General features: G+C 45.0%; 13 protein-coding genes. 5 read left to right on the forward strand and 8 right to left on the reverse strand.

The window, feature by feature from the left end:
• Window positions 1-12: 12 nt before the first annotated feature.
• From BLS44_RS15870 to BLS44_RS15905, 8 genes are all read right to left on the reverse strand, one after another.
• Window positions 13-309, reverse strand: a complete 297-nt coding sequence (locus tag BLS44_RS15870) for a hypothetical protein (RefSeq protein ID WP_090391208.1) — start codon at window positions 307-309, stop codon at window positions 13-15.
• 31 nt (window positions 310-340) lie between these two features.
• Window positions 341-781 (reverse strand): hypothetical protein, encoded by a 441-nt coding sequence (locus BLS44_RS15875; protein WP_090391209.1) that lies wholly within the window; start codon window positions 779-781, stop codon window positions 341-343.
• A gap of 375 nt (window positions 782-1,156) precedes the next feature.
• Complete coding sequence (locus BLS44_RS15880) at window positions 1,157-1,810, reverse strand: NADAR family protein (RefSeq protein WP_218127766.1); 654 nt, start codon at window positions 1,808-1,810, stop codon at window positions 1,157-1,159.
• Window positions 1,788-2,324 (reverse strand): hypothetical protein, encoded by a 537-nt coding sequence (locus BLS44_RS15885; RefSeq protein ID WP_090391210.1) that lies wholly within the window; start codon window positions 2,322-2,324, stop codon window positions 1,788-1,790. The genes BLS44_RS15880 and BLS44_RS15885 overlap by 23 nt, the downstream gene beginning before the upstream one ends.
• Window positions 2,325-2,601: 277 nt before the next feature.
• Window positions 2,602-3,258, reverse strand: a complete 657-nt coding sequence (locus tag BLS44_RS15890) for a hypothetical protein (RefSeq protein ID WP_090391211.1) — start codon at window positions 3,256-3,258, stop codon at window positions 2,602-2,604.
• Complete coding sequence (locus BLS44_RS15895; protein WP_090391212.1) at window positions 3,259-3,939, reverse strand: hypothetical protein; 681 nt, start codon at window positions 3,937-3,939, stop codon at window positions 3,259-3,261.
• Between the two features lies 1 nt (window position 3,940).
• A complete protein-coding gene (locus tag BLS44_RS15900) occupies window positions 3,941-7,654 on the reverse strand; it encodes a DUF6443 domain-containing protein (RefSeq protein ID WP_176954453.1) in 3,714 nt (1,237 codons plus the stop codon).
• 66 nt (window positions 7,655-7,720) lie between these two features.
• Window positions 7,721-11,518, reverse strand: a complete 3,798-nt coding sequence (locus BLS44_RS15905) for a hypothetical protein (RefSeq protein ID WP_090391214.1) — start codon at window positions 11,516-11,518, stop codon at window positions 7,721-7,723.
• 334 nt (window positions 11,519-11,852) lie between these two features.
• On the opposite strand from BLS44_RS15905, the gene BLS44_RS15915 reads away from it, so the two are divergent.
• Genes BLS44_RS15915 through BLS44_RS15935 form a run of 5 tightly spaced genes read left to right on the forward strand, consistent with a single transcriptional unit; the run spans window position 11,853 to window position 15,718 of the window.
• Window positions 11,853-12,368, forward strand: a complete 516-nt coding sequence (locus tag BLS44_RS15915; RefSeq protein WP_090391216.1) for a toxin-antitoxin system YwqK family antitoxin — start codon at window positions 11,853-11,855, stop codon at window positions 12,366-12,368.
• 6 nt (window positions 12,369-12,374) lie between these two features.
• Complete coding sequence (locus BLS44_RS15920; protein WP_143019807.1) at window positions 12,375-13,655, forward strand: hypothetical protein; 1,281 nt, start codon at window positions 12,375-12,377, stop codon at window positions 13,653-13,655.
• A complete protein-coding gene (locus tag BLS44_RS15925; protein ID WP_090391218.1) occupies window positions 13,643-14,047 on the forward strand; it encodes a hypothetical protein in 405 nt (134 codons plus the stop codon). Before BLS44_RS15920 ends, BLS44_RS15925 begins: the two co-directional genes overlap by 13 nt.
• On the forward strand, window positions 14,034-14,552 hold the full coding sequence (locus tag BLS44_RS15930) for a type II secretion system protein (protein ID WP_090391219.1): 519 nt from the start codon (window positions 14,034-14,036) through the stop codon (window positions 14,550-14,552). The genes BLS44_RS15925 and BLS44_RS15930 overlap by 14 nt, the downstream gene beginning before the upstream one ends.
• Window positions 14,549-15,718 (forward strand): type II secretion system F family protein, encoded by a 1,170-nt coding sequence (locus BLS44_RS15935; RefSeq protein WP_090391220.1) that lies wholly within the window; start codon window positions 14,549-14,551, stop codon window positions 15,716-15,718. Before BLS44_RS15930 ends, BLS44_RS15935 begins: the two co-directional genes overlap by 4 nt.
• Window positions 15,719-15,760 lie beyond the last annotated feature (42 nt).

Consider the following 15,760-nt stretch of genomic DNA (forward strand, 5'->3'; position numbering starts at 1 on the left):
ATTCAGTTGTTTTTATCTAACAGTAGCACCATTGCCGCCACCAAATTTTAACCAAATTGACTTACCACCATTTGTCGTAGTCATTTTCCACATTTGTCCACTTGGATTTGCCCATTGAATTGGGGCTTCTTGTAAACCAGATAGTCTAAATGCTGCCAATCTTCTATGGTCAAGTGTCCAAACTTTACCCGCTGCATCTTTCCATACATTCATTCTCAATACTTCTGGATTTAATGCTCCTGATTTTAATGCTTGCGCATTTCCTAAGACTGTAAATTCGCCAGTGGCATTTTTTATACTACTCTGCATGAAATGGATTTCATTTGAATTAAGTACCCCCTTAGCGGCTTTCCCTAATGTTGTTAGTCGCTATAAAATGTAACACCTGATAAATTCCTTCATAAGGTTGCCCTTTCTCCAATTTACAAATAAAATAATCCCCATTTTTCGTTTTTATTTTTAACCGGGTAAACTTTCGTTTATCGCTAATCCTATCATTCATTTCCTCTTGTAACGCTGGGCGCACTTCAATTATATCAGCAAGATATAAAAATATAGATTGTCCCTCATTACACATCAAAATTCTATTATTAGTAAGCAAAAACCAATTCAGCAAGTTTAAAAAGTAAATAAGCAATGGGGCTTCATTTTTTTCTAACTGAGCAAACAAACCATTATAATCTTTATTGTCCGCTTCTTTAATAATTTTAGTGGTTAAACCTTCACCTCCTTTTCTTTTGAAAATTGATATATATGTTGACGATTTATCAGTAGTATTCATAATAGATTTATTTTAAAGTTTTTGGAAAAACACTCCACTCCCTAATTGCTCAAAAGAGTAGCCAAAGCGCCTGGCTATGTTAGGATTAAGAAAGCCTTTATTAATAACAGATGAACCGTAAATAGATATTTTATTTGCACCGGTTCCTAAAGCTTCTCTTTCTAAACTTCCAACAAAAGACCTAAATCCCGATAAGCTCTTACTGCCCGAAGCCTCCAGCAAGAAAATGTTTCTATTAAATGTACTTCCTACTAACCCCTTTGTCCCATAAACGGAATAGCCTCCAACATTCTCTGCTCCTTTAAATAAGGCTTGTGAAAATGTTTCTTCGGTCAGGTTAACTAATGAGCCTCCCCCTTAGCGGCAATTATTCATCTAATCGTAAATACCCTCCCATTCTTTTGTTTCTGGATACTTATTTCTGTAATCAATCGTATTTGTGGCCAAATAATATTTTGACCATTGAGTAAGATATTCTTCCCCTGACCCCATTCTCCAGAACAAATCATACTGACTTATAGTTGGAAAAGCAATCCAAGGTGGGAAAACAATTAACTCATCATCTACTTGCTTCAACAACTCGTCCCTAATTTGCATTAGTAAAACTCCCAACTTATTTTTCCCCTTTCCATCTCCTCCGTCTCCCCAATAATTATCATTCTCGGTATGTTCAATAATTATACAATTTTTGGTCGATAATAAGTTGTGCATTAACTTAGGATGCTGTGTAAATTTACATTTTAGAGCCTTATACATAATATTCTCCTTTACCAACTCCCAATCTTCTCTAAGAATATTCTTTTTATCTCTTCCTTCGATTGCTGCTTGCATTGGCGATTCTATTAATTGAATCTTTTTCTTAATTTCCTTATCATTAAATTTACTCGCTTGAAAATAATGCTCAACTGTATTCCATTTTTCGTTGTCAATAAAAATGGAGTGTGGTGAAAAGTTTGAAAAATAGCCATAAGGCTCACTCACTTTATAAAATCTTATTTCTTCCATTTTATTTGATAATTTTAATTGCATTTTGTGGAATATGTCCGAAAATTGAAACCTCTTGTTGCCAGATAGAATAGTGATAGCCTGCTGATGACCCTGGTAAATTCATCCATCCCCTCTGCATAGAATTTGCTGAAATTTTAGATAAGTCAATTCTAATTAACCCATTTCCACTGGAAAAAGATCTAGCCACGTTTATATCGCTTGATGTAGCTATCCAAGGATTATTCAGAAATGATTTAGGACTTGACCCGTGAATTAAATGTTGTTCTAAAGTCCAAGATCCGCCTGGTGCATTTGCAAAAATCCCTTTACCAGCAGCTAAAGATTCAGCATTTGCACTTGTTAACGAGCGATATGCATAGTTTCCTCCCCCCTTAGCGGCTAAAGCAAGAGTAACTCTCTCTGTCAGACCAAGCAATGCCCCCAGCACAAACTCAATGGGATTGGAAGTAGGCTCAATAGCCTGGGAGCCAAATTTGGCTTTAAAAACTTTAAATCCCGGAATCCTGTCTGGAAAAAGCTCCGGATGAAAGCCCATCCCATTTTACCACCCTGATAGACAATAGTTCGTTGAAGTGCCGATAGATTTGAATACAATTGATACCACTTCCAACTTGTCGCTCTACTGACACCTAAGCCCTTAGCAGTCGGTTTCATGGTTCATACCGCTGATCACAATCTGACTAAGCAACCGCGAGCCTGGCAGAGAATCATCATTTGCCCCCGGTTTCCAAGAGCGCCACATAGCAACAACGGTAGAAAACAGATCCGATACTTTTCCTGAGTTAACACCACACCTTAAAAAAAACGATTCTTTAGCCTTTACGTATTGATGACAATATTTCCCTCGCTTTTTTCTGCCATTCATTTTTTATTGCATAAGGACAATTAAATGAGCCCAGCAACAATTTACCGTCAACGTCGGTTGCGAACATAAGATTATAAATCATTGTGTCTATGGCCTGACTCTCAAGTTCAAAGACCACATAATCTGAACCGTTTACGTTTTCAATCCAACTTCGCAAATTGACTGGTTTGGCTGACCGCAACTGTAGAGAGAGGGCGTCCTTTATCTCCTGTAAATCCCCCTGCTCCGCCGGTATTGTAGTGTATGTAAAGGCAATGTTTACATTTGCCCGGTCGTTGGTATATACCACATTAGGACGGTTACCGACATTTGGATACTTTACAGTTACTTTCTCTGCTGACATCTCGACAAATGAAGTCGGCACAGACACCTCAATTCTCCCACTGTATATAGACACCATACGATAAAACGGAGGCTCTTTTTTAACCTCCTGCAGTAATGCAGAAGCATTATTGAAACTATCTGATTGAGCCTGCTCCGTTGATTGAAGTACATTCACATGAACTATTCCATCTGCTTCCACACCCCCTCCTTGAACAGAATCACAGCTTGACAAAAATAGTCCGGCCAGCGAAAATGCTAATATCTTCTCTATCAAGTCCATTTAAACTACTATTAACGGTTCTTTATCATCAAAGATGCTCACCCCGGTAAATCCTAGAACTTCAATAGCATCCTTTAACCCCTCTGATATATAGATCTCGCCAACACGAGTCTTGAAATAATCTAGAGAACTGTCAAAATTTGAATTTAAAACCAATTTTTCAATTTTGGCACTCACTATGTAATTTTCTGAAAAGTCCTTTTCATCTTTATAATGAATATAATTTCGTTCCTTATCGAACAGGCTTTTTTTTGTATAAAATACGGACTCAGGAAAATTAATCACCTCATATCCCAGAAAGGGGCAGCAAAAAAGAAAGTATTTATCCGGAATAAGCATTCCTTCTTTAGAAAGGGTCACAGGATAGGTATAATATTTTTGTACTTTAAAACTCGCAAATACCTCTGCCAACCGCTCACTAATCATGAATGGACAAGTCATTAGAGCAGGGCTAAAATTCAAGAAGTCAGTTAACTTTGCTTTGGGTACTATGGTTGCCGTGCAATTTCTAACATCGAAGTTTGGCGCAGTCCTCTTTTCATTCCAATAACTTGCAAAAAAAAAGAAATTCTTTAGCTCTTCTGTAATAGGGTTATTTGCATCGAGCTCAACTTGTCCGCCCCCATCTGTAACCCCCACTATTTTAGGATCAGACACGGTTCTTAATAAATAGTACTTCATACTAAAATCCTAAACTTTTATAATAATCATTCATACGTTTATATCCTCCGTTTAAATAAATACTATTTATTTCCTGCCTAAGTTCATGTTGCAATTGCATAAGACTTTGTTTATTCAAATTATTATTTTGTATCAATTGTTCAACACCCTGCTTAACCCTCCTACTATATGCAGGGTGATTACCGTGGAAGGGCGTTGGCAATTTTTTCAAATTAATACCAGCGTCTTGAACCCACCCTGCACTACTCAGTACTTGCTCATACTCTCTATAAATTTTATTTGGTATTACATGATGTTTCTGAAATACCGCCTTTGCCCGCCTAAACATCTTGCCGCCCGTAGATACCGTTCCTATCAACGGCACGGCGGCCGCCAAACTAAGGCCAGCATTGACATAATCACCCCGCAAAGTATATATCCCGGCATTTAGCAAGTCTGCAGCCTCACCGACACCAGGTATCAAGCCTGCCACGTCCAACGCAGTTTGTGCAATATCCAAGGCAGAACTAAAAACTCTGGAAAACCAGGATTTACGCTTGCTTTTTACCATGACCTCTGGTAGCACCTTTGGATCGTTCTGCGATACTCTATCCAGAGGATTATCTTCCTCATCGTTGCCATTATTAGACGAGGTAAACAGAAGACTTCTCTTCAGCGCTTCAAAAGCCTCTGTAAATCCAGGATCTCCACTATTGAAGGTTATCGAGGACATACCATCTGGATCGATAAACCGGATTGGATTGCCAAACGCGTAATTATAGGGAGAAAACCGCCGCATCTCATCAGCCAATGGGTCGCCCACGTGCCATCTTCCAATTTGAGCATCGTAATAGCGGGCACCATAATCATACTGATCCAGACCTAAATCATTTTGCAACTCCTTACCATTGTACAGATAGTCATTCTGCAAACTGGCCGTTGCACTTTGAGAGGAAACTCCTTTCATTGTTAACCCAAGCGGATAGTAATGCGTCTCCTCTAACAGAGTTCCGTTTTCGTTTACTACCAACCGCACATTCCCCAAATGGTCCTTCAGGAAGTAATCTGCTGTAAATGAACTACCATCAGGCCGTAGCCGCCCCTCTTCCATGGCCACCTGTTGTAATACCTCATTTTCAAAGATCATGTCGCCCAGGTACTGTGTTGTCCTCGGCTGCTGGCCGTCCTCATTAACCGTTTTACTCAGCTTACCCTTGGATGCATCATACTTGTAGGTAATGGTACCCTTGCCTGGTATCGTTATTTGCTGCGGCAAATTTAAGATATTGTAGCTGATACTGCTAATATTCTTGTTCCCGTCCCTGGTCAGGTTACCATTAGCATCATAGTCGTAATCATCTCCGCTATTACCACCATCATTAAAATCTCCCAGTTGTTGGACTCTTGTATCTCCTGCAACATCTGTTACTTTGGCCAGCCTGTTTGATGCTTCATTATTCTTGTAATTATATGTAAGATCATCTATTTTTATAGACTGGTTTGTTCCCTGTAAGTACCCGTACTGTACCATTTTTTTAATGTTGCCATTAAAGTCATAGGCGGTGGTTGGGTTGATCCCGTCCCCCAGCTGCATATCATACTTAACACTCCCCGTCACGCCAATGCTTCCTGCCACAAAACTGCCACTACTGTATTGTCCAAAGTCAGCTTTTAGCAACCGGTTGGCCTTGTCGTAAACGAAGTTATACCTTCGGATCTCACCTGTACCGTTAGCGCCCCGTCCCCTCCAACTCATGCCGGCAATATTGCCATTGTACAACGCGCTGGAATAATTATTAATAGCTGCATTTCCCTGGCCGGTTTTATTATTATCCGTTCTGTCATAAGCCAGGTCAAAACCAAAAAATCCAGATGTAGCTGAAGTTCCTGCATTTACATAGTCCCGGTTCATTCCCAGCAGCCAGTCGCGTACATTATATTCAAATACCTGGGTTTCCAGGGCTGTACTGCCGTTAACGCCCAGCCTCTTAGCACTCAGATGCCCCAGCTCATTATATTCATTCTGCGCAATAACCTTGTCCCCGCTGGTTACAGTGTTCAGGTTATTGATTATATTTTTAGTCGTTTGTATCATCCGGCCCAGTGCATCATAACTGTTTTTGGTTACCGTGGTTATTGAAGCAGCAGTGCCACCCGGCTTGTTTTGCTCGCTTACAATTACCAGGGGCTGACCGCTCCAGCTGTACTGGGTGGTTACCATATCTATTCCCCCCATATGGTTCCTGCTTTTTACCTGTACAGGACGGTCTTCTTCATCATAAATCGTAACCGTTGTTGTAAACTGCTCCCCGGGCTCATTCAACAACCGCACCCTGCTGCCAGTTACTAGTCCACGGGTACGGGTATCCTGGGTATTTGCCTGTGCATAGGGGAACTGGCCCGTTGGGGCAAGTAAGTATCCATTATGACCGGTACTGTATGTACCACTGATACTGGCCAGGTCCGGGTAATTGGCCATCCAGCTGTAGCTATCATAAAAAGTTTCTGTTAATACCATTGGGGTAACCAACATTCCCGGGGTAGGGTACTGAATGGCACTATTATCCCCGGATAGGCTCATGGCTGCCGTCCAATGCGTATTGGGGCTATTGCTCTGAAGATTGACCATACCGGTTCTTACCGGGCGGTTCAGGTGATCATATTGAGTATAGCTCCAATTACCAGCGTTGCGCTGGTTTCCATCCTGGGTCATTACCAGCCGGTCGCGCACATCATATACCATTATAATCTCGGCGGCACCTGGAACCTTTTTCACAATCATCCGGCTATAATTATCATATTCATAGCGAAAACACTGTTCGTCCAGCAGGTCTGTGTTTAGCGACCAGGATCCCGTACTGTTCATTATTTTTGCTCCCTCCGGTTGTATCACACAGCGCAGGTTGCCTGGTTCATCATAAATATAGTAGGTACAAAGCCAGCCGCTATGCCCCCGGCCCCCACCATCATCTGCCGCAGCGAGCAGCAGCTGTACCTTCTTCAGCACTACCTGCCCTTTCTTATTCTTAAATTCTACAACCTGGTTTCCATGCTCATCCGTTATTACATTTTTATACAATGTACCAGCAGGATACATTCGCGAGTTCGTGTTGTAATAACTTCCGAAACCGCCCATTGTGTATGCATCCGTTACGTCCCATACTCTTACACTATCATGATCCGTATTGAACCAATATTTGGTTTTAATACCGTGCCGGTCCTGCTCGTTTGCCTGGACGGCTGTTCCGCCCCAATTTTTTCCCGGAGCGTAGGCTTCCAATAACCTGCTAAGGGGGGAGGTTTCAAAGAAGGATTGGCTGTAAAAAGTGTTCTCCCCCTGACCAGCCAAATGAGGCGCATTATTATAATAGCTCCCCTGATCGGCAACAGCACTGGATTTGTACGTACCGGCAACATCGGTACTGGCATAGGGTAGATATTTTTTGGACTCCCGGCCAAAAGCATCATATTCTACCGGCGTTACTAAATCCTTATAAGCGCTCGTGGATGTATTGAGCGAGCCCTGTTTTACCACCGTTTGATCCGGCCGTCCCAGGCCATCAAAATACTGCGTTACCTGGCTTACATCCTGTACGGATTTACCCGGGAGTTCACTGGAATTCGTAGTAGGATATTTTGGTTCCAAAACTTTGACAAAATTGCGGTCTTCCGCTGCCTGCTGGCCCCGGCTCCCAAGGCTTATTGCCAACAGGGTGAGTAATAATACAACGCGCATAATCATTTTTTTTAATGCTGATGCCCTTTATTTAATTTTTAATTTTGTTTCCCGTCTAAAAAGCCACTAATTCAACTCTCCAATACTGATCTCGTACTGACCTCCTGCTGCCAGCACAAGTTCATCGCCATTTTGAAGAAATGAATATTCAGCAGGTTTGCTCAGATCATAGAAGCTGTAGACCAAACATCCATTCGGACATTTATAATCCGCGCTTAACCGAACACTCGCTTTGTAAGTGCCAGCGGGGATATGAACCGTGTATTCCCCAGGCGTTGCGGTGTAGGGTCTGAACCTGTAGGAGGCAACCACGGCATCGTTTTTAATAAAGTCCATCATCATTGTTGAGGGTATAGCGCTGGGCGACACTATAGAATAACGTAGTTTAATAGCAGCCATCATATTCGTTCCGGGATTGTCGGGAGCACCATCCAATGACATGGTTTCCGCAGATGATCCGGCTACATAATCGACCCCTGGCTGGTCAAGCCCAACGTAGTTTCCACCTCTGATAATCATATTATAGAACAGCCAAAATCCCCCCGACTGCTCGTTGCGGGTACGCATAGCCGGCGCGTTTGCATATCCAGGCAGCGCTCCTAAAGCACTGTAATTACGCATGCGATAGCTGTACTGGTTCTGAATATTGCCATTGTGGTCTTTCTTTGCAGTTAGCCGGCCAATGGGATCATACTCATAATAAACCGTTTTTGAATTGGGAGCCGTCTGGCTGCTAATACCCACCAGCGGCCGATAAGTATAAACGTTCACAACGGCACCGGGTTCATTCAGTCCGGACAACAAGGTTCTCAGGCTTCCATCACTACCCGGATTTATAATTTGAGTATTGGACTTATACGAAGACGGAATAGACGCATAAGTTCGCCCTTTTAATTCAGCCACCGGGTATAAGGAGTGATAACCCCAGAGATAGGAAGTGGTTAAACCATCTCTTCCTTTCAGTTCCAATACATTGCCATACGGGTCATATTCCTGGTAGCGAACATCCTCCCGAAGCTGGGCCCCGTTCACAGAGCTGCTGATACTAAGAGGCGCAGGCACACCCCAGCCCAGCGAAAAATCTTTATAATCCGTTTTGCGCCTGGCAATCTCTTTATTACCCAAAGTGATGTTCATCTCAATTTCTTCAATGGACGCAGTAACCATATTTCGGCGCACCATGGAATCATATACGGCGGTGCCGCCAAAATTATACGCATATTTAAGCTGCTTTTCCGTTTGCATTCCCTTACTGTCCGTTGTCGTTATTTTTGAGGGGTTCAGGTAGGGAAAATTGTCGTAATCATATTGGGTAATCGTTTTCAGACTGTCTGCATCGGCATAGGAGGTTTCGGTTACACTGCCGGGTAGCAGCCGGCCAACGGGTATTCCATATGCCCCCTCAATAAAATCAGGTCCGGGATTGTTCAGAGATGTCGAAAAGCTCAATGCAGGATTGTAGAGCGTGTACGCGCTTCCCTGAAAGGAGCCCTCAACAATGGGGTAGCTTACACGCAAAAAAGCATAGTTGACCCTCACCTGCTCTGGTTTCAGATAACGGGTATACTCAAATTCCTTTTTACGCACCAGCTGGTACAGCTGATCCACTTCATAGGATTTTGCATTGGTGTTGTACTTGTATTGCTTTATCGATTTTTGAGCGCCCATTAACCCGTCTGTTCTTTGAACGTTTATATTCGTACCCTCTATCCGGTTATAGGCATGCAGCGGCGCTTCATAGTCATAAAATTGTTCCGGCGGATAATACTCATACACTGATTTGCCCGTCTTTTTGCCCAGGTCCTGGTTATACTCCGTTATTTTTTCATAATAAATGGGTGCGCCATTGCTATAGGTATAATCCAACGCCGAAGCGGGCTGATAGGTTGTCTTTGTTTCCAGCGCATAAACATCCAAACATTCTTTATTATAGCAGGTCACGTTGGGGTTTCCAACCTTCAGATAAGCAATCTGCTGCTCGTAGCCGGCAGCGCCATAATAAAACTTACCATCCTCCTTTACCCGGGCCGGTTTATTGATCAATTTGCCGCTTCCCTCTTCCAATGGGCCATACTGATAATATTTTTGGCCGGCAAATGTTCCATCTTCCTTAAAGCTACTGATACTTCGGATGCGTAGTCCGCCACATAGCTGAGGCAGGGCATTATGCGTTCCCATCCAGTAAAAATCTTCCATATAGCGGTTAGCTTCAAAATCAAAATCGGTATAGCCTCCCGTTGGATACACAATGCGTTTCAATAGGCCTCTTTTCATCGCAGGTTCATTCGGCGCCTCGGCCCAGTCATTACCCGTAACAGCAATGGGAATATCGGACGCGAAATCAGTACATCCACCCAGTATACTTCTGTAAAACCGATCCTGGTTGATCTTGATTGTTGGCAAGGACATTATATTGGCGGATGTGTTATTGGCATAGGCAATCTCCACGGTATTGTCGTTTGGGTAGCCCCAGGCATCATGCCCCTTCAAATGGTTACCAAAGCAATACTTTGATTCATATCCTAACGCGTACCGCTCAAAAGTTTCCGTACCGCTTCTGATGTGCAGCGAATCCAAATACCGGGTGCCCTGAAAATTCAGACCGTTATAATTTTTTGCTTCCTGCTTATAAACAGGCTCAGTGTAGGACTGAAAAAAATACGCCGTCTTAAGTTCCTGGCCAGAAGGACCCAATACCCGGATATAGTTCAACTGATCAGTGCCATTAAACTGCACCTTCCCTCCGCGAAAACTAATCTCTGAAACGGAAAGTCCATGTACGTTTTGTAAGGATGCATTTGTTACGTTAGTTCGTTCATATACCGCATCCACCACGTTTCCTGTATTATCCAGATAGGGTATATGAAAATATGATGTTCCGCTATTTCCATAAACCACCATGTATTTCGGAGACGACAATTCATAAAACGCGGGAAGTGAACTATAATTCGTGTACCCGCTCAATGGATAGTCGCTGGATCTATAATAATGATACATCGTGCAGGGGCTCTCATTATTATAATATTCTATATAGTCGTTATAAGTAGCATAAGTCACCATCGTCTTGGGCGTATAGCTAAACGAAATTTCCTCAATGCCCTGGGCACTAAAGATGCTTTTGCATTTCCAGGCAGAGGTAACACATGCCGGGCAGGACCCGCTTGCATCGGCACCGGAAATCTCCATCCCACCTGCCAATGCCTGGCTCACACTCCCCGTACCGGGAGTGCCAAAATAATAGGTTGTACCATCCGTATCCGTAATGATAAACTGGCCGTTATTGAATTGTATTTTTATATTATCAAACGGCACGGGCACAATGGTATACCCCGATCCCGCTATATTTTTTTGAAAATAAAAAGATCCCGACTTATTCAGCAATCTATAGTTAAACTTGTCCGGGCTCGCATCTTTTTCTCCGGTAGCCAGGTAATAGGATTCCTGGTAAGAATCGGAGTAGGCGCATCCGGGACAGAAGGAACCATTTCTATAATAAGTTTTCACAAGCGGGTTGTTCAGGTATCCTCCCTGAGAAAAATCATCTTTCCCGTTTATTGTTCGGGTAATCTGCAGGTCGCTGCTTAACGACCAGCCCAAGCCGGCCCGCGTTGCCTGTTCATTAATCCGAAATCCACCCGCATGGTATACCAGGTCAACCGGCAATTTTATGTTTCCGACATTAATTTCATAAAATGGTATGCGAATATCCGGGACCCCAGTATTATAATCTACAGGATAGTTAACCATTTTAGTAAGTGCCGCGGCCTCCGGCGTTACAGGGGTAAGCTTTGTTTCCTGGGTATAGCCACTAAAGCAGGCAAAGAATACAAGAATGTTTACAACTAGAAAAAATCGGATGCTCATAGCTTTTAATTTTCAGTACTTATCATTTTTAATGCAACGGAATAACACCCTTCATAATCGAAAGCTGCGCAAACATCTTCCATCCGGTAACCGCATCAATTGCGGCTCCGCCCTGGCTTATTATCAGCTGCGCTCTTATGGGATCGAAAGCATTTATGAAATCACATGGATCATCGGGGCTATTCTAAATAACATATCTGTAAATCAAAATTACATGCATGCAACCATGCAAACAATACGTACAAATACGTATTTTTTAAGATTGGATCCTGTAAATAAATAATGGATCATTCCCCATTGTTACCTTTATGCACAACTCAAACATTCACGCATTATGAATCGCCTGCTGCTGATCCTGCCGTTTCTTTTCCTCACAGCCTGTGCCCCTGCCCAATACTACAATGGACAGGTACGGATCGATTCGCCCGACGGGTCTTTCATCTTCCAGGTTACAGATGCCGCGCCCCGCCTGCATTCCAGCCATTTTTATACCTGGTTTAAATCCGGGCATATCTACACTACCGAGGGCAGCTACTATGGCAGGCTGCTGCACGGTTATTTTAAAGTAGTGGATCATGAACGCCGCCTGGTGGAAGAAGGCTGGTATAAGCGGGGAGCAAAAAAAGGGCGCTGGCGTACCTGGCATCCGAACGGGATGCTTCAATCCCTAACCCGCAAACGATTTTGGGACGGGGCGCTGTATATAAAAACCTATGATGCCGACGGGCGGCTTTTGAAAAAAGGTTTTGAAAAGAACCATCTGTTCTCCGGGCAACAGCTAACTATGGTAAACGACAGCGCCGTTGTGATTACTTATAAAAAGGGGGTTCGCCAGCCCTCAAAAAAATAACTATTTTTGATCCGTACCATTTTATATCGAAAGCTGCCGGCCGGTTCACTGATCGCGACCCTGGTCCTCTCCCTGGTCCTTTTTATTACCTGTGGCATGCTGCTCCTGTCGCTCTATCATTTTAAATATTTTTCAATAAAGGACCAGCTGGATCAGCGGCTGGCAGATGATCTGCAATCCGGCATGGAGCGGGTATTGGCAACGGAACTTTCCGCCACCACACAGGGGCCGGACAGCGCGCTGCTGTTTGAAGACCAAACAGATTCCCTGTACTGCAGGAATGAGCTCTGGGGCTGCTTCCCGGTGTCCGGGATTAAAGTAACCTATAAAGGACGCATGAAAGCCGCTGCGTTTTTATATGGCGCCGGGCAATTCCGCTACGGGGATGCCAGCCTCTATCTTGCCGACCATGACCGTCCCCTGTCGGTGACCGGCGATACCTATATCGAAGGCAGGGCATACCTGCCAAAATCCGGGATAAGAAGCGGCTTCTTCCAGGATAAAGGCTTCTTCCGCAAAAACCTTGTTGAGGGGATTACAGACACCAGCAGCAAACAACTCCCTCCCCTGGCTGCCATCTTCCGCAAACAGCTGCGCAGCCTGGCCAGCCGGGTCGGAGACACGCTGCGGGCGGGTTCCGCCGATGGTGCAGACTCCCTGACGCAGTCCTTTTATGATGCAGCCCGGCAGATCATCCTGCCCCGGAACGGACAGCTGAAGCACCGCTGGCTGAAGGGCAAGCTGATCGTCTTGTCCGACTCTGTGATCGATGTACCTTCCACTGCATTCCTCGAAGATGTGATCCTGGTGGCTCCTTTTATCCATTTTGCCCAGGGCTTTAAAGGAGCCGTACAGGCCATTGCCCTGGACAGCATCACCGCGGAAAACGGCTGCACCTTTGAATACCCCACGGCGCTGGCAGGCATCGGCCGCAGCAATGCCATCGGCAATACCGGCGCTGCCGTAACCCTACATGAAGGAACAGTGCTGCACGGGATGATCCTGGCCCTTACTGAAAATGACCGGACCAATATCAGGCCTGTGGTAAAGATCAAACCCGGGGCCACGGTAAGGGGAATGGTATATAATGAAGGCTATACCTACCTCAACGGGCGGATAGAGGGCGCAGTATTTACCCATTTTTTCTTTGAACAACGTGGTCCTATGAGCATGGAGAATATCCTTATCGATGCCTCCATTACGCCTTCCCGCTGGTTTCAGCAGGCGGGTTATTTTTCCCTGTTCACCGGCAGCAGCCGTCAAACCATCTTAAAATGGCTCCGGTAAAAAATAATATTTATCAGAAAACACTCAGGGCCTTCTCCCTGATAGAATCCGTCGTAGCACTGGTGCTCATCCTGCTGGTATTCTTTATCAGCATTCATTTTTTTGTATCTGTGAAGCAATCAGGATTCAGCATGCAGCGTATGAACGCAGCCGGGGCCCTTGATGATTATATACAAAACTCCCTCAGCCGGCAGGACTTCAGCATTCAAAAAGAGGTCATCAATAACTGGGCGGTCAGCCGGGAGGCCAGCCCGGATACAAGGGAGCCCGCCCTTTTACAGGTACGCTTTACCGTTTACAAAAAAGACAGCCTGGCAGCCCCGCTTTTAACCCGCGTCCTCCTTGTTCGCTCCCCTGCACCTTCTGAACCACCAGCCCATGCACTGCCTTAAAAAAATATACAAGCGAAAGATCCCGGCCTTCACCCTCCCGGAGCTGGTGGTTGGACTGCTCCTGATGGCCATCCTCTTTGGTGTGATTGCCACCGTGTACATGATCCTGGCCCGTCAGTCTGCACATTACTTTACTACCCATCGTTTTTTTACCGGTTATTATCTCACTAAAAAACAATTACAGCAGGATTTTGAAAAGGCCCGCAGTATCCGGCTGGATGCGGAGCACCACCAGCTCATCCTCCGGGAAGAAAAGGGAGTGGCATTAAAGACCATCACCTACCGGTTAGATACGGCATTTATAGTGCGCAGCGACGGGGACCGGTCCGATACCCTCTATCCCGGTGCCCGGATCGCCGCCCAACGCTACCTGAATGACAGTACGCCCCTGCTCGTTTCCATAAAATTGCAACACCGTTACGGCACACAATATTTTCATACCTCTCTCGGGAAACACTATGCGCAGGCAGATCTTCTTAACGATTCAACAACAACGGAACCATGAACAGGAAACCCTCCATCGATATCCATACGCTGAAAAAGCAGCATACACAGGCGGCGCCACCGGGCAACCAGGCGCACCCCTTAATGAAACAGCTTGAAGCACTGCTGACCCGCGAGTTTTCCCTGTTTGGCAAGCCCTTTCCTGATAAGATCAAGGAGTCCTTCTACCTGGAGCTGGGCAGCCTGATGGATGCCGGGTTGGATATCCGTACCGCCCTGCAGCTGATCCGGGATGAACAGACCAAAAAAGCACCCAGGGCCATCCTCAGCGCCGTTCTCGAAAAAGTGATCAATGGCAGCAGCCTTTCCACCGCGCTGCGCGAAAATAAAAGCTTTACGCCCTATGAATATTTTACCATCGAGATCGGTGAAGAAACCGGCAAACTGAATACCGTGCTGCAGCAGCTTTCCGTTTACTATCAATCAAAGATCCGGCAGCGCCGGCAGATCATCGGGGCACTCACCTACCCCATCATTGTATTGTCCGTGGCGTTCTGTTCCGTGTTCTTTATGATGAATTACGTGGTGCCGATGTTTGCCGATGTGTTCCGGCGCTTTGGCGGCAACCTCCCCTTTCTGACGCGACAGGTATTGCTCCTTTCTCATTTTATGCAGGCCGCTGCCGGCAAACTCTTCCTGTTGCTGCTGACCGCTATTGTTTTTATCAGCATCAGCCGCAGCAAACCCTGGTATAAAAAGTATAAAGACCTCCTGCTGCAAAAGATGCCGGTGATAAAAAATATCGTTTCCAAAATATACCTGGCCCGATTTGCCTCTACCATGCAGTTGTTGCTGGGAGCCCGGGTACCGCTGGTGCAGGCCCTGGGTTTAAGCAAACAGGTAATGGGGTTTTACCCGCTCGAAACTGCACTGGAGCAAATGGAACAGGATATCCTGAAGGGCCTTCCCCTGCATGAAAGCATGAGCAGTAAAAACATATTCCCTTCCAAAATGGTGGCGCTGGTAAAAGTAGGCGAGGAAGTAAATGAACTGGAGCTGTTCTTTAAAAACCTCTCCGACCGGTACAGCGGGGACCTGGACTATCAGACCACCCAGCTCAGCAAATTTATTGAGCCCGTTATCATTATTGTACTGGGACTGGTGGTGGGCGTTGTACTCATTGCCATGTACCTGCCGATGTTCAACATGGGTAATACGATCCGATAATGACGCCGGGATGCAGCAACTCCCGTGTGGCTGATATTTAAA

Origin of the sequence: Niabella drilacis (assembly GCF_900101395.1) — a bacterium.
In the GTDB taxonomy this organism is placed as follows: domain Bacteria; phylum Bacteroidota; class Bacteroidia; order Chitinophagales; family Chitinophagaceae; genus Niabella; species Niabella drilacis.

Coding starts and splice junctions, on each gene's coding strand:
- BLS44_RS15905 (WP_090391214.1), bottom strand. CDS start 11,518: ATGAGCATCCGATTTTTTCTAGTTGTAAACATTCTTGTATTCTTTGCC.
- BLS44_RS15885 (WP_090391210.1), bottom strand. CDS start 2,324: ATGGGCTTTCATCCGGAGCTTTTTCCAGACAGGATTCCGGGATTTAAA.
- BLS44_RS15915 (WP_090391216.1), top strand. CDS start 11,853: ATGAATCGCCTGCTGCTGATCCTGCCGTTTCTTTTCCTCACAGCCTGT.
- BLS44_RS15875 (WP_090391209.1), bottom strand. CDS start 781: ATGAATACTACTGATAAATCGTCAACATATATATCAATTTTCAAAAGA.
- BLS44_RS15930 (WP_090391219.1), top strand. CDS start 14,034: ATGCACTGCCTTAAAAAAATATACAAGCGAAAGATCCCGGCCTTCACC.
- BLS44_RS15870 (WP_090391208.1), bottom strand. CDS start 309: ATGCAGAGTAGTATAAAAAATGCCACTGGCGAATTTACAGTCTTAGGA.
- BLS44_RS15895 (WP_090391212.1), bottom strand. CDS start 3,939: ATGAAGTACTATTTATTAAGAACCGTGTCTGATCCTAAAATAGTGGGG.
- BLS44_RS15900 (WP_176954453.1), bottom strand. CDS start 7,654: ATGCGCGTTGTATTATTACTCACCCTGTTGGCAATAAGCCTTGGGAGC.
- BLS44_RS15890 (WP_090391211.1), bottom strand. CDS start 3,258: ATGGACTTGATAGAGAAGATATTAGCATTTTCGCTGGCCGGACTATTT.
- BLS44_RS15925 (WP_090391218.1), top strand. CDS start 13,643: ATGGCTCCGGTAAAAAATAATATTTATCAGAAAACACTCAGGGCCTTC.
- BLS44_RS15880 (WP_218127766.1), bottom strand. CDS start 1,810: ATGCAATTAAAATTATCAAATAAAATGGAAGAAATAAGATTTTATAAA.
- BLS44_RS15935 (WP_090391220.1), top strand. CDS start 14,549: ATGAACAGGAAACCCTCCATCGATATCCATACGCTGAAAAAGCAGCAT.